The following is a 12991-nucleotide window of genomic DNA, read 5'->3' on the forward strand; positions in this document are numbered from 1 at the left end:
CTACACGCGCAGCGCGGCTTCCATTGGCGTGACGCCGAAACGTTTACCCAACGCGATCAGCTCTTCGGTTGAGATCGTCTGTTTCTTACCGCCCATCGATATCACTTTCACCATCACTTCGGCGGATTTCTCTGCGGTATCGATCAGGCCGAAGGCTTCATCCAGCGTCGGGCCAGTGCCGAAGATACCGTGGAAAGGCCACAGCACCAGCGAATGACGCTTCATTTGTTCGGAGGTGGCATCGCCAATGGCATCGGTGCCCGGCACCATCCACGGCACAATCCCCACGCCGTCCGGGAAGACGACCAGACACTCCGTGCTGCCTTCCCACAGTTCACGGGTGAACTTAGCGGTATCCAGCTCCAGCACATAGCTCAAGGCGATCAGATTGGTCGCGTGGCAGTGCATGATGACGCGGTCGCGTCCGTGAGTGACGCCCATACGGACAATGTGTGACTGGAAATGCGAAGCCAGTTCAGAAGTCGGCAGGCCGCCGTTGGTGAGCCCCCAGAAAATGCGGTAGCCTTTACCGTCGCTATCGACCTGCAACACCACCAGTGAATCGGCCGGATCCAACTGCACATTGCGGAAGAATTTGCCGGAGCCGGTGACGATAAACCAGCAGTCAGCCAGCGCAGGCATCGGCTGTGAAAGGGCTTCATGACGCGGCTGCGGGTAGAAATCGCTTTCATAAGGCGTCACATCCTCAGCCGTCAGGCGCAGGCTGACGTTACCGCCGTTACGTTCGTCCCAGCCTTTGAGCCACATGTCGCTGGTGGCTTTAATCATTCCCTGTACAAACCAGGAAGAGAGAATTGCTTGCATAATCTTACCCTTGACGTTGAGTGAGGATGGTTTCTTCATACTGACGTACCTGTTGCAGCCATTCGCTGCCCGGGATGACGTCATGACGCTGGCAGTAGTGTTCCCACACGGCCTGCCACGGCAGTGATTTTTGCTCTTCCAGCAGGGCCAGACGCGCGGTGTAATCGCCGTTTTGTTCCAGTGTGCGCAGCGTTTCCGTGGGTTCCAGCAGCGCGCGTAACAGGGCTTTCTTCATATTGCGGGTACCGATGACCCAGGCGGCGATGCGGTTGATCGAGGCATCAAAAAAATCGAGCCCGATATGCACGCGGTTAAGCAGTTTATGGCGCACGATTTCGTGTGCGATGGCCTGGGTTTCGTCGTCCAGCAGCACCACATGGTCGCTGTCCCAGCGTACCGGACGGCTGACGTGCAGCAGCAGACGCGGAACGTACAGAATCGCACTAGAGATCTTGTCGGAAATGACTTCGGTTGGATGGAAGTGTCCGGCATCCAGACAGAGCGCAGTGCCGCGGCTGGTTGCGTAGCCAAGATAAAATTCGTTGGAGCCGACGGTAAAACTTTCCGCACCTATTCCGAACAGCTTACTTTCCACTGCGTCGATGTGATGTGCCTGATCGAGCGGTTCGGAAATGATCTCATCCAATGCGCTGAGCAGTCGCTGGCGGAATGCCAGTCGATCAATGGTTAAATCTTTCATGCCGTCCGGCACCCAGATATTCATTACCGATGGCGTGCCGAGTTCGCGCCCGAAGTAGGCTGAAATCCGGCGGCTGGCCTGACAGTGTTCAATCCAGAAACGGCGTACTTTTTCGTCTGGGTGCGATAGGGTAAAGCCGTCTGCGCTCAGCGGATGAGAAAAACAGGTCGGGTTAAAATCCAGACCGAGCTGGTGGCGCTTGGCCCATTCAACCCAGGTGCTGAAATGCTCGGGGGCAATCTCGTTGCGGGCGACGGGCTGGGCAGATTCCAGATAGATGGCGTGTAGGTTCAGTCGCTTAGGGCCTGGGATCAGCGCGAATGCCTGTTCCAGATCGGCACGCAGTTCATCCGGTGTGCTCGCCTTACCGGGGTAGTTCCCCGTGGCCTGAATGCCGCCGGTGAGTGGCCCGCCGGTGTTCTCGAATCCGGCCACATCGTCGCCCTGCCAGCAGTGCATTGACACTGGAATCTGGTCTAGCTGTTCCAGCACGGCCTCTACGTCAATATTTATGCTGGCATAACGCGTTTTTGCCAACTGCCAGGCAGCTTCAATAGGTGTGCTCATTGCGTGGTCTCCTTTTTGCCCTGTGGGGCGGTTTCTGGCTGGCTGAGCGCCTGAAAACGACGCCAGTGCCCGGCAAAATCACTCTCCGCACGCGGGGTATAGCGATGCAGAGGGAAGTTATGAGTCAGCATGTGCCGGAATGCGGCAAGGTCGGCGACGGCGTCCAGCGCCATCAGTTGGCAGCCGATATTGCCAAGCGTCGAGGCCTCGACCGGCCCGGCCAGAACCGGAATCTGGCACACATCGGCGCACAGCTGGTTCAGGAAGGCGTTCTGGCTGCCGCCGCCGACAATATGCAGCTGGCGGATTGGCGCGTGGCGCAGTTCGCCCAGTTCCAGTACCACCTGTCGGTAGAGCAGCGCGAGGCTGTCGAAGATGCAGCGTGCCAGTTCGGCATCGCTTTGGGGCACGGGCTGGCCGTGTTCACGACAATAGTCGCGGATCGCCTGATGCATAGACGGCGGATTGATAAAGCGATCGTCATTCGGGTTAATCAAACTGACAAAAGCGGGTAGAGCGGCGGCGGACTGAATCAGCGCGCCTAAATCCTTGATGTCACGCTCCTGACAAACGCGCTGTAGCAGCCACAGCCCCATGATGTTTTTCAGTACCCGATAGGTGCCATCCACGCCACCTTCGTTGGTGATATTGGCGGCCAGCGCCTGCGGGCTGTTAAACGGCGTGTCGCTCTCGATGCCCATTAGTGACCAGGTGCCGGAACTGAGGTAGGCGCTGTCGCGGCTCAGCAACGGTGCGCCGACCACCGCGCTGGCGGTGTCGTGCGTGGCGACAGCGGTGACGGGAATCTGCTGTCCGCTTGGCGCTGTCCAGTTCCCTACAGCGTGTCCCGGTTGCACCAGATCGCTCAACCAGCGGCGCGGGATGCTCAGATAGTCCAGCAGTTCGCTGTCCCAGGTTTTCTGTTCCAGATTAAGCAGTTGGGTCGTGCTGGCGTTGGTGTATTCGCAGACCCGATTCCCTGTGAGGCGATAGTGAAAATAGTCGGGAATCATCAGCAGGTGTGCCACCTGATTCAGATCGTCAGATGATGTGTCACACAGTGCTTTAAGCTGGTACAGCGTATTAAACGGCAGGAATTGAATGCCGGTACGCTGATAGATCGCCTCACGCCCCAGCTCGGCGGTGACGGTAGCCATCACGCCGTCGGTGCGGTGGTCGCGATAGGAATAGGGTAGGCCAACGCGCTGCCCGTCCTTATCCAGCAGCACATAGTCCACGCCCCAGCTGTCGATCCCGATGCTATCGGGGGTGATACCCATGGCATCGATTTGGTGTAATCCGGTGAGGATGTCGCCTTCCAGCGCGGCCAGATCCCACTGGTGATGGTTGTCCTGAAACACCAGCGTATTGCTGAAACGGTGAATTTCTTTCAGCGTCAAATGCTGCGTTGCGGTGTGCAAGGTTGCCAGCATGACCCGACCACTGGATGCACCTAAATCCACCGCCACGATATTCTTCACCGCCATAGCCGCACTCCTTACTTGTTGGATGTGTTGCAGTGTAAGGAGCGGTAACAGAAGCCACCTTCCTATGAGTGCCATCTACAACAGGCGGCTGGCAAAATGACAAAGCTGACCGTGAAAGGGCTCACAATCTGGGAAATTATTCAGGGAATAACCATGAAAAAATCAGGGAAAAAGCGGTGTGATCCTTGCCACACTTCAATCAATTAGGCGGTGCGATCTTAAAAAAAGAGCAGTCAGATGGCGTGTGGGCGACGGTATTTGAAGGCCGGTTTTGTGGCTTCTGACTACCCTTTTTCAAAGGCCGCACTTTTGCCAGAGGCTGAATGGAGAACTGAAATGACGTTACTTCGTGGTGATGATTTTTTTACTTCGCGTGCCGTAACGGTTGCGGTGGAGCCGCGTACCCCACAAGCGGCGTTTCCTGAGCATTATCATGATTTCTGGGAAATCGTGCTGGTGGAGCAGGGTGCTGGCGTCCATGTGTTTAACGATCAGCCCTACGCACTGTGTAGCGGTTCGGTATTCTTCGTTCGCGATAACGATCGGCATCTGTTTGAAGATGTCGAAGGGCTGTGCCTGACCAACATGCTGTACCGCTCGCCGCGCGGATTCCGCTTCCTTTCCGATATCGCTGCCTTTTTACCGTATGGCCCGAACGGCGAGTGGCAAGGGCAATGGCAGGTGAATGCGGCGGGGATGCAGCAGTTGAAACAGTCGATGAACAGTCTGGCGGAGCTGGCGCAGAGCGATGCACCGGAAGCGATTGCCGCCAGCGAGAGCCTGTTTCTGCACATTCTGGTGCAACTGCGCCAACACTGTTTCCAGACGCAGGCCAACGGCTCCGAGCGTCAGGGGGTACAGGCGCTGCTGGGCTGGCTGCAAAACAACTACAGCGAAGAGGTGAACTGGGGCAGTCTGGCCGATCAGTTCTCACTGCCGCTGCGTACGCTGCACCGTCAGCTCAAACAACACACGGGTATGACGCCACAACGCTATCTGAATCGGTTAAGATTACTGGAGGCTCGTCGGCGGTTGCAGCAGAGTGATGATTCCATCACCACTATTGCGCACGCCTGTGGATTTAGCGACAGCAATCACTTCTCGACGCAATTCCGCAAGGCATTCTCGCAGGCACCTAAGTCACTGCGCCATCAGGCGTTTTCTCGTGAAGAGTAGGTAACGGCAACTGCGGGTGAGGGAATGACGACAGTAATACGGGGTTTGAAATTACAGACTGAAGACTATTTCCTCACCGACAAGAATGCCGTGATGGTTGCCGAACGGCATCCACAGCCTGTGTTTCCGCTACACCATCATGATTTCGACGAACTGGTGATTGTCTGGCGTGGCAATGGCCTGCACCTCTGGAATGATGTGCCTTACCGCATCACTCGCGGCGATATGTTCTATGTCTCCGCGAACGATCGCCACAGCTATGAATCCGTCCACGGGCTCGAACTGGACAACATTCTCTATATCCGCAATCGCCTGACGCTATCTGCCGACTGGCAAGCGTTACTGCCGGGCGGGGAGCTGCCACAAAGCCAGCGCCACTGGTGCCTAGGCTCGGAAGGTATGGATACCCTCCGCGAGAAGGTGGATGCGTTGAGGCAGGAGTGTATGAAGTCGGATGCGCTGTCGCTGCAACTGAGTGAAGCGCTGCTGCTGCAGATTGCGCTGCTGGCTGCGCGCTATCGCCACACGCCGGATAGCCCACAGCTGGCCGATGCGCATCAGTTGGATATGTTGATGAATGCGCTGCGTGCCAGTATCGCAGCACCGTTCCGCTTTGAAGCCTTTTGCGAACAGCACCACTTCAGCGCCCGCAGCTTGCGTTCGCGCTTTAAAGAACAAACCGGCATGAGCGTGCCGCACTACCTGCGCCAGCTGCGGCTATGCAAGGCGATGGAGCTGCTGCGTTATGACCTGCAAACCATCGGCGACGTTGCCGCGTTGTGCGGTTTTGAAGACAGCAACTACTTCTCCGTAGTGTTCCACCAGGCGTTCGGCGTTTCACCCAGCGCCTACCGCCAGCGCTTCCTGAATGTGGAGTGACACCCGCATCATTCAGGGTTAATATCATTGGTGACACCAGTGATATTAACCGGAGCACATCATGGCTGACACGCCACGCCAAACCACGACGCTGCGCATCGATCAGGACATTAAAGAACGACTGAAAACGTTGGCCGATGACCGCCATAGCTCAGCCCATGCGCTAATGCTGGAAGCTATCGCCGAATACGTGGAGCGTGAAGAAAAACGCAGTCAGTACCGTAAAGAGGCGCTGGCCGCGTGGGAGGAATACCAGAGCACCGGCGAACACATCACCGCCGATGAGACGGTCACCTGGTTAGAATCCTGGGGTTCTGGGCATGAACAGGATGCGCCTGCATGCCACAAGTGATTGTTTCAGAACGCGCAAGACGTGATTTGCAGCGTCTGCAGGATTTTCTAAAAAACAAAAATGCGCTGGCTGCGAAAAAGGCCGCTGAAGTTTTGATTCGCGGCATTCGTCAGTTAGAAGCGCTGCCGAATATCGGGCGACCCGTTGAACATCTCCCTCTTGAATATCAGGAACTGGTGATCGAATTCGGCAGCAGCGGGTACGTGATGCTTTACCGTCATGATGAACTGACTGACAGAGTGGTGATACTGACCGTCAAGCATCAAAAAGAAGCCGGTTACCAAAACCCTTAATCCTGTCCTCTGAGATTACCCATTTGCCAAATTCAGCGTACCACTACACGTCAACAGCGCTACTCTGCCACCGTTGAAAGCAACAGGCGCGTGTAAGGGTGCTGCGGCTGATTGAAGATCTGCTCGACCGGCCCGGTTTCTACGATATCCCCATCTTTCATGACTGCGATGCGGTGGCTCATGTGCTGCACTACACCCAGATCGTGGGAGATGAACAGCATCGTCAGCTCCAACTGGCGTTGCAACGCCACCAGCAAATCCAGCACCTGCGCCTGTGTGGTGACGTCCAGCGCCGAGACCGGTTCGTCGCAGATCAGAATCTCGGGTTCTGAAGCCAGCGCCTGTGCGATCGAGACGCGCTGACGTTGCCCACCGGACAGCGCCCTTGGACGGCGGCTCAGCAGGTCGGGTGTCAAGCCGACATATTCGAGCAGCGTCAGAATGCGCCGCTGTTTCTCATCATCGCTGAGATCGCGACGTAAACGCAGCGGCTGGTTCAGAATCTGGGCGACGGTAAATTGTGGATCGAACGAGCTAAGCGGATCCTGCGTGATCGTCTGAATGCGTGCGCGCAGCGGCCGACGTTCGCGTTCCGTTAGCGTACTCCAGGCATTGCCCGCGAGTCGGACTTCACCGCTGTCCGGCTTTTGCAACGCCAGAATGACTTTGCCCAGCGTGGTTTTCCCCGAACCGGATTCCCCAACGATGCCCAGCGTTTCGCCGCGTTTGATCTGGAGAGAAACCTGATTGACGGCCTGCATCCGACTGCCATCAGGGCGCTTGAACGACACTGCGATCCGATCCGCCGTGAGTGCAATGGTGTCGTTGGTGTTGCTGTGATTGGCTGCCAAAGAAGCGGGTGACGGTGCAATGCCACTCTGTAACGGGTCCGCACCAGCCAGCCACTTTCCACGGGTAGACGCAGTCGGGATCGCCGCCAGCAGCTTGCGGGTGTAGGGATGTGTCGGCGCGGACAGGATCTGCCGCGCCTCACCGCCTTCTACCAGCGATCCTTGTTGCATCACGATGACGCGATCTGCTACCTCCGCGACGACGGCAAGATCGTGGGTGATCAGTAAAACGCCGTGCCCTGCCTGCGCTAATGCGGTGAAGACTTTCAGCACCTGCTTTTGCACCGTGGCGTCCAGCGCGGTAGTGGGTTCATCGGCAATCAGCAGCTGTGGACCCGCCGCCAGCGCGGAAGCGATAAGCGCACGCTGGCGCAGCCCGCCGGACAGTTCATGTGGATACTGCGCGGCGCGATTCTCTGGATCGGGAATGCCCGCCTTCGTCAGGAGTTCGGCGACGCGTGCGGGAATCTGCTGACGAGGCAACAGGCGATGAGTCAGAATGGGTTCGGCGACTTCCTGCCCGATCTTGCGCAGCGGATCGAGAGACACCAGCGCATCCTGCAAAACAAAACCGATTTCACGGCCGCGAATCGCCCGCCAGTCGCGGTCGGTCAGATAGCGTAAATCACACAGGCTGCCATCATGGCGCGTGAGCTCAATCGCGTTTGCCTGTATGTCAACGTTTTCACCGGCCAGACCCACCAGCGTGCGAGCGGTGACGGATTTCCCTGAACCCGATTCGCCGACCAGCGCCAGGATTTCTCCAGCATTTACCTGAAAAGAGAGGTTTTTAACCGAACGAACGGGGCCGAAAGGGCTGGGAAAGGTCACGCTCAGGCCGTCTACGCGCAGCAGCGGCGTTTTTGCGGGCGTTTCTGAAGATGAATGAGAGGGGTGAGAATGTGTGTTCAGGCTCATCGTGCCTCTCCTTTTGCCAAAATGGCCTGTAAGCGACGTCCTAGCAGCGTGATGGAAATCACCGACAGCGCCACGACGCTGGCGGGCAGCAGGCTGACCCACGGCGCGATATCAAGGAAGTTGCGTCCGTCAGCCAGTAGCGCGCCCCATTCGGCGGTCGGTGGGACGACGCCCAATCCGAGAAAGCTCAGCGCCGAGGCGGACAGCACCGCGTGGCCGACGCCAATGGTGGCGACAATCAGCAACGGGCGCAGCGTATTGGGAATGATGTGGCGGAAAACGATATATAGCGGGTGTTCACCCAGCGCAATCGCATGTTCGACGTAGCCGGATAGCCTGACTTGCAGCACCTGAGAACGAATTAAACGTGCATAGCCAGCAATTCCCGCCAGACCGACGGCCAGCATGGTGTTTTCCGGTCCGCGTCCCAGGACGGCGATCACCAGCAATGCCAGCAGCAGATCGGGAAACGCCAGCATGATGTCCAGCAGGCGCACCAGAACCTGCCGGATGCGCAGCGGCGCGAGCACCGACAGCGTGCCAAACAGCACGCCGCCGAAGCAGGCGATCAGCATCGCGCCGACGCCAATCCCCAGCGACAGCGAGGTGCCGTGAACGATGCGGGAAAAAATGTCACGTCCCAGCTGATCGGTGCCGAACCAGTAAGTGCTATTCGGCGACTGGAATACCGCGCCCATATCCATTTCGTCGGCGGTACGGCTGGTAAACAGCGAGGGAAAAAAGACCGCCAGCGCCAGCAGGAAAACGATAGCGGCAGGCAGCAACGTCGCCGTGCTCAGCCACGGGCTGCGATAGGTTTTTCTTGAGGGTGTCTGCGTGAAGGGCATCGGTTCACTACTCATGGGTGCTCGCCTTCTTGCGTAAGCGGGGATCGATAATGAGGTACAGCGCATCCACCAGCAGGTTGATAACGACGAACAGGAATGCGGACAGCATGACGACGCCCAGCACCAGCGGCATGTCGCGATTTTCAATGGCGCTCAGCGTGACCTGCCCGATACCCGCGCGGCCAAAGACGGTCTCGGTCAGTACGGAGCCGCCGAGTACGCTTGCCAGCAGCGTGCCGGTCAGCGTTGAGGCGGCCAGCGCCGCGTGGCGTAAACCGTGGCGGAAGCGTAGCCGGATTTCACTGACGCCGCGTGTGCGCACGGTGAGCGAGAACGGCTGGGAGAGCGCATCTTCCAGACCGTCGCGCAGCACCTGACTCAAAATAGCGGCAATCGGTAGGCTCAGCGTGATGACGGGCAGTACTAGCGACATCACCCCATCGTTGCCAGTGACCGGAAACCATTGCAGACGAAAACTGAACAGGCTTAGCAGAACGATACCAATCCAGTAGACCGGCGTGCTAAGCAGCGTGAGTTCCAGCCAGGAAACGGTGGTCCGCATTACACCATAGCGGCCTGCGGTCAGCAGTGCGCTGGTTATGGCAAGGAGCAGCGCCAGAATCAGGCCGCCGAGCGCCAGTGGTAGCGTTTCATGCATCGCATCGCTAATCACGCTGCCGACTGGCAGGCGGTAAAGATAGCTGACGCCAAAATCGCCCTGTAGCGCCTGTCCGCAGTAGCGCAGATATTGCACCCACAGCGGCTGGTCGAGCCCAAATTGTTTGATGAGTACGGCGCGATAGGCTTCGTCTACCACGTTATCGCCACCGCTAAGAATGGCGACCGGATCGCCGGGGATCAGTTTGACGGCAATAAACGTCAATGTGGCTGCGCCCCAGAGCACAGCCAGAATAGTGAAAAGACGTTTACCTATCGCGTACAGATTAACGTTTAATCCAGACATCATAGAAGTTCGGTTTTGCGTTGGTGGTCCAGCTTATGCCCTGTACCTGTTTGGACAGGCCGAGTTGGTAGGCAGGAATATACAGCGGAACAACATACGCTTGATCGATGACCTCACGCTGTATTTCGCTATAGAGCTGTTTACGTTCTGCTTCGCCCGCGCCGATGGCTTTTCTCAGCTTGTCATTCAGCACGCTGATACGCGTAAAGTTGTTGCCGTTCGGTGGTGCATACGCTGAATCGAAGACGGTACGCAGGATATCCGGCTCTGCACGTACGAAGAAGTTAGAAGCGATATCGTACTCGTTGGCATTGGTGCGCGTGGTGAATTCACCCGCATCAACCGGCGTCAGTTTGACTTCGAAGCCTGCCTGCTTCACTTGATATTGCACCGCCTGGAACAACGCGACATCAGCAGCTTCAACGTTGGTTGAAGCGTAAACGAAGCTGACGCTCAGGCGTTGACCATCTTTGGTTCGGAAGCCTTCGCCGTCTTTCTGTTTCCAGCCTGCGTTATCCAGCAGTTCGTTGGCTTTTTTCACATCAAAGCCCCAGCGGGATGCAACGCTCGGATCGTAGTACAGCGTGGCCGGGCCGAGCACGTTATCGGCGGCTTTCAGCGTACCGAAGAAGGCGACTTTCACCGCCGCGTTGGTATCCACCGCGCTCTGGAATGCCTTACGCACCGCGACATCCTGGAAAGGGCCTTTGGTGGTGTTGAGATAGAGTACACGGTTAACGCCCGGGTTCTCATAGGTGATCACTTCCAGCTTCGGATTGCGTTTCACCGTCGGAAAATTAGCTGGTGGTACAGCATCAATCGCCTGAATCTGGCCGCTGCTCAGTGCGCCGAGGCGAACCGACGCTTCCGGCAGATATTTGAACACCAGACCGTCCAGATAGGCTGGACCCGTGTGCTTGGCATAACCCGGTCCCCAGTTGTAATCAGGACGCTTTGTCAGTTTGCTGCCGCTGCCTTTCACAAAGGAATCGAGAATAAACGGACCGGAACCCACCACGGTGGTGCTAGTATTTGGTGTTTTCTTCAGATATGTCGGTGATTGAATGCCCAGATACGGCAGGCTCAGGCCTTGTAACAGCGCCGCAAACGGTGAGCTGTAGTGGAGCACAATCGTATAATCATCTGGCGTTGAGATCTTATCGATAGGACCTAACAGCGATTTCGCGTAGCTGGAGGTGGTTTTCGGATCGAGAATACGTTCGATGTTGTATTTCACTGCTTCCGCATCCAGCTTGGTGCCGTCGCTGAACGTCACGTCCTTGCGCAGGTGGAAGGTGTACTCGGTGTTGTTGTCGTTAATTTTCCAGCTTTCCGCCAGCCAGGGCGTAAAGCGGTTATCTTCCGCCTGTCCTACCAGTGAATCCACCACGTTACGCGCAATCAGCGCGGTAACACCGTAGGCCGTAATATGTGGGTCGATAATCGGCGTATCGCTGCCTAATCCAACATTCAGAATACCGCCGGACACCGGTTTTTCACCGGTTTCCGCCGCGTATGCGCCGGGGTTGAATGCAAAAAGTAACGAGAGTAACCCTGCGGCGAGAGTCGTAACTTGCGGATGATTTTTTTCCATTCCCTGTGTCCCTTACCAATGACATGAGGCCATACACGGCGGTCTTTTCGCTACTCTAAAGGGGGGGCTTATGCATGTAAAAGAATAAAAATTGATTTTCAATTCCATAAAAATATATATGCGAAAGGTTGTTACGCCTCTGCGATAGGGGATTGCCTATCGCTACACGGGCGTGAGGAACATCAGCGCCCGGATTGGTTCGGCATTGATTAATAAACAAGCGAGAATGAAGCGTGCTGGATTTTCATCCCCTCGAACTGCCGAAAATGAATATCAGCTTTTGCTGAGGTGAGGAAATATTCTGAGTGAGAGTGATACAGGGCGAGAGGATGAGTGATTGAACTGTTATTCTTTCACAAAAAAATAACCAAGCTATATCTTATTGATAATATTATTGGTGAATTATTATTCTTTCGCATCATTTGGGATATACATTTCAGACATGTTAGAGAATCTGGTTTTTCAATGATTGAATAAAAGTTTCACAAAAAATAAACGTGTGATTCCTTCTTTTTATTTTTATAAAATTTAAAACCGCGTTCCTAATAACAAAATAACCTAGAGAGATTGTTCGATATATCAATTAACCTCTTTATAAGTACATGATGTCTATGTAAGACTATAACCTTTAATGGTTAGATTGGTAAAAAAATGAACTTTTTTGAACAAACTCCTCCATCTCGGAGACGCTATGGATTAGCTGCTTTTATTGGTTTGATTGCAGGTATTGTTTCATCTTTCGTTAAGTGGGGCGCAGAAAACCCGCTTCCTCCACGTAGTCCTACTGATATGTTTACCGGTGCTTGTGCACCAGAATCACTGATTAGAGCGGCCGAGCAAATTGATTGCTCTCGTAATTTTCTTAACCCTCCCTACATCTTTTTACGCGATTGGCTTGGGGTTGTTGACCCTAATGCGGCGGTTTATACCTTTGCCGGCCACGTATTCAATTGGGTGGGTGTGACGCATATTATTTTCTCTATTGTTTTCGCTGTAGGTTACTGCGTTGTTGCAGAAGTATTTCCTAAAATAAAATTATGGCAAGGTCTGTTGGCTGGTGCGCTGGCTCAATTATTTGTCCATATGATTTCTTTCCCATTGATGGGGCTTACGCCATCTCTGTTTGTTCTCCCTTGGTATGAGCATGTATCAGAAATCGTAGGTCATCTCATTTGGTTCTGGTCTATTGAGATTATTCGCCGTGATTTACGTAATCGAATGACTCACGAACCTGATCCTGAGATTCCTTTGAGTGCTTCACGCTAGGCTGTGATTTTATTTTAGATAATGTGAAATAGTGCGATGCTTATTATTTAAGTATCGCACTATTAATACATCAACGGCTTCGATCTTACCCACGAACAATTTTCTCCAAGAACAATTTTCTCCACGAGCAATTCTCTCCACGAAAAATAGGGTCACGTATTCAATATGTAGATCAGGTCATTGCAGATAATGTTCACGTTCGATGAATGTGCCGATTATCTTGTCATGCATTTCCACTGATTTTGAGTACCCGATAGTTTTACGATTCAGT

At 54.9% G+C, this 12991-nt stretch carries 13 protein-coding genes; 5 read left to right on the forward strand and 8 right to left on the reverse strand.

What is annotated here, in order from left to right; translation table 11 throughout:
* Genes rhaD through rhaB form a run of 3 tightly spaced genes read right to left on the reverse strand, consistent with a single transcriptional unit; the run spans position 1 to position 3579 of the window.
* Entirely contained in the window at positions 1 to 825 is an 825-nt protein-coding gene (gene rhaD / locus Q3A88_RS18940) for a rhamnulose-1-phosphate aldolase (protein WP_010285281.1), read from the reverse strand.
* Between the two features lie 4 nt (positions 826 to 829).
* Complete coding sequence (locus tag Q3A88_RS18945; RefSeq protein ID WP_205559132.1) at positions 830 to 2092, reverse strand: L-rhamnose isomerase; 1263 nt, start codon at positions 2090 to 2092, stop codon at positions 830 to 832.
* Positions 2089 to 3579 carry a rhamnulokinase gene (rhaB, locus tag Q3A88_RS18950; RefSeq protein WP_317178436.1) on the reverse strand — a complete coding sequence of 497 codons (1491 nt, stop codon included), beginning with the start codon at positions 3577 to 3579 and terminating at the stop codon, positions 2089 to 2091. The genes Q3A88_RS18945 and rhaB overlap by 4 nt, the downstream gene beginning before the upstream one ends.
* 336 nt (positions 3580 to 3915) lie before the next feature.
* Between rhaB and rhaS the strand changes: the two genes are divergently transcribed.
* From rhaS to Q3A88_RS18970, 4 genes are all read left to right on the forward strand, one after another.
* Complete coding sequence (rhaS, locus tag Q3A88_RS18955) at positions 3916 to 4755, forward strand: HTH-type transcriptional activator RhaS (RefSeq protein WP_014913998.1); 840 nt, start codon at positions 3916 to 3918, stop codon at positions 4753 to 4755.
* Positions 4756 to 4779: 24 nt separating this feature from the next.
* A complete protein-coding gene (locus Q3A88_RS18960) occupies positions 4780 to 5634 on the forward strand; it encodes a helix-turn-helix domain-containing protein (protein WP_039279287.1) in 855 nt (284 codons plus the stop codon).
* Between the two features lie 61 nt (positions 5635 to 5695).
* Positions 5696 to 5986, forward strand: coding sequence for a CopG family ribbon-helix-helix protein (locus Q3A88_RS18965; RefSeq protein WP_039524406.1), 291 nt, complete (start codon positions 5696 to 5698; stop codon positions 5984 to 5986).
* On the forward strand, positions 5974 to 6279 hold the full coding sequence (locus tag Q3A88_RS18970) for a type II toxin-antitoxin system RelE/ParE family toxin (protein ID WP_012822278.1): 306 nt from the start codon (positions 5974 to 5976) through the stop codon (positions 6277 to 6279). The genes Q3A88_RS18965 and Q3A88_RS18970 overlap by 13 nt, the downstream gene beginning before the upstream one ends.
* Positions 6280 to 6338: 59 nt before the next feature.
* Here the strand turns inward: Q3A88_RS18970 and Q3A88_RS18975 are convergent, their stop codons facing one another.
* From Q3A88_RS18975 to Q3A88_RS18990, 4 genes are read right to left on the reverse strand one after another with little or no spacing between them, the layout of a single operon-like run.
* The gene (locus Q3A88_RS18975; RefSeq protein ID WP_317178437.1) at positions 6339 to 8048 is read right to left on the reverse strand and encodes an ABC transporter ATP-binding protein; all 1710 of its coding nucleotides are present in this window, start codon (positions 8046 to 8048) and stop codon (positions 6339 to 6341) included.
* Positions 8045 to 8911 carry an ABC transporter permease gene (locus tag Q3A88_RS18980; RefSeq protein WP_010285293.1) on the reverse strand — a complete coding sequence of 289 codons (867 nt, stop codon included), beginning with the start codon at positions 8909 to 8911 and terminating at the stop codon, positions 8045 to 8047. The genes Q3A88_RS18975 and Q3A88_RS18980 overlap by 4 nt, the downstream gene beginning before the upstream one ends.
* Positions 8904 to 9863 carry an ABC transporter permease gene (locus Q3A88_RS18985; protein ID WP_317178438.1) on the reverse strand — a complete coding sequence of 320 codons (960 nt, stop codon included), beginning with the start codon at positions 9861 to 9863 and terminating at the stop codon, positions 8904 to 8906. Before Q3A88_RS18985 ends, Q3A88_RS18980 begins: the two co-directional genes overlap by 8 nt.
* Positions 9841 to 11454: an ABC transporter substrate-binding protein gene (locus tag Q3A88_RS18990; RefSeq protein WP_317178439.1), complete on the reverse strand. Its 1614-nt coding sequence runs from the start codon at positions 11452 to 11454 to the stop codon at positions 9841 to 9843. The genes Q3A88_RS18985 and Q3A88_RS18990 overlap by 23 nt, the downstream gene beginning before the upstream one ends.
* A 651-nt stretch (positions 11455 to 12105) precedes the next feature.
* On the opposite strand from Q3A88_RS18990, the gene Q3A88_RS18995 reads away from it, so the two are divergent.
* Positions 12106 to 12720, forward strand: coding sequence for a YagU family protein (locus Q3A88_RS18995; RefSeq protein ID WP_039522453.1), 615 nt, complete (start codon positions 12106 to 12108; stop codon positions 12718 to 12720).
* A 177-nt stretch (positions 12721 to 12897) separates the two neighbouring features.
* Here the strand turns inward: Q3A88_RS18995 and Q3A88_RS19000 are convergent.
* Positions 12898 to 12991 (reverse strand): IS1 family transposase (locus Q3A88_RS19000; RefSeq protein WP_317177888.1); only part of this gene is annotated, 94 nt, incomplete at its 5' end.

Source organism: Pectobacterium sp. HCp5_1, assembly GCF_032905925.1.
Classification (GTDB): Bacteria; Pseudomonadota; Gammaproteobacteria; order Enterobacterales; family Enterobacteriaceae; genus Pectobacterium; species Pectobacterium brasiliense_A.

Excerpts from the sequence above, each read along its gene's own strand:
- rhaD (WP_010285281.1), bottom strand. The coding sequence starts at position 825 with ATGCAAGCAATTCTCTCTTCCTGGTTTGTACAGGGAATGATTAAAGCC.
- Q3A88_RS18945 (WP_205559132.1), bottom strand. The coding sequence starts at position 2,092 with ATGAGCACACCTATTGAAGCTGCCTGGCAGTTGGCAAAAACGCGTTAT.
- rhaB (WP_317178436.1), bottom strand. The coding sequence starts at position 3,579 with ATGGCGGTGAAGAATATCGTGGCGGTGGATTTAGGTGCATCCAGTGGT.
- rhaS (WP_014913998.1), top strand. The coding sequence starts at position 3,916 with ATGACGTTACTTCGTGGTGATGATTTTTTTACTTCGCGTGCCGTAACG.
- Q3A88_RS18960 (WP_039279287.1), top strand. The coding sequence starts at position 4,780 with ATGACGACAGTAATACGGGGTTTGAAATTACAGACTGAAGACTATTTC.
- Q3A88_RS18965 (WP_039524406.1), top strand. The coding sequence starts at position 5,696 with ATGGCTGACACGCCACGCCAAACCACGACGCTGCGCATCGATCAGGAC.
- Q3A88_RS18970 (WP_012822278.1), top strand. The coding sequence starts at position 5,974 with ATGCCACAAGTGATTGTTTCAGAACGCGCAAGACGTGATTTGCAGCGT.
- Q3A88_RS18975 (WP_317178437.1), bottom strand. The coding sequence starts at position 8,048 with ATGAGCCTGAACACACATTCTCACCCCTCTCATTCATCTTCAGAAACG.
- Q3A88_RS18980 (WP_010285293.1), bottom strand. The coding sequence starts at position 8,911 with ATGAGTAGTGAACCGATGCCCTTCACGCAGACACCCTCAAGAAAAACC.
- Q3A88_RS18985 (WP_317178438.1), bottom strand. The coding sequence starts at position 9,863 with ATGATGTCTGGATTAAACGTTAATCTGTACGCGATAGGTAAACGTCTT.
- Q3A88_RS18990 (WP_317178439.1), bottom strand. The coding sequence starts at position 11,454 with ATGGAAAAAAATCATCCGCAAGTTACGACTCTCGCCGCAGGGTTACTC.
- Q3A88_RS18995 (WP_039522453.1), top strand. The coding sequence starts at position 12,106 with ATGAACTTTTTTGAACAAACTCCTCCATCTCGGAGACGCTATGGATTA.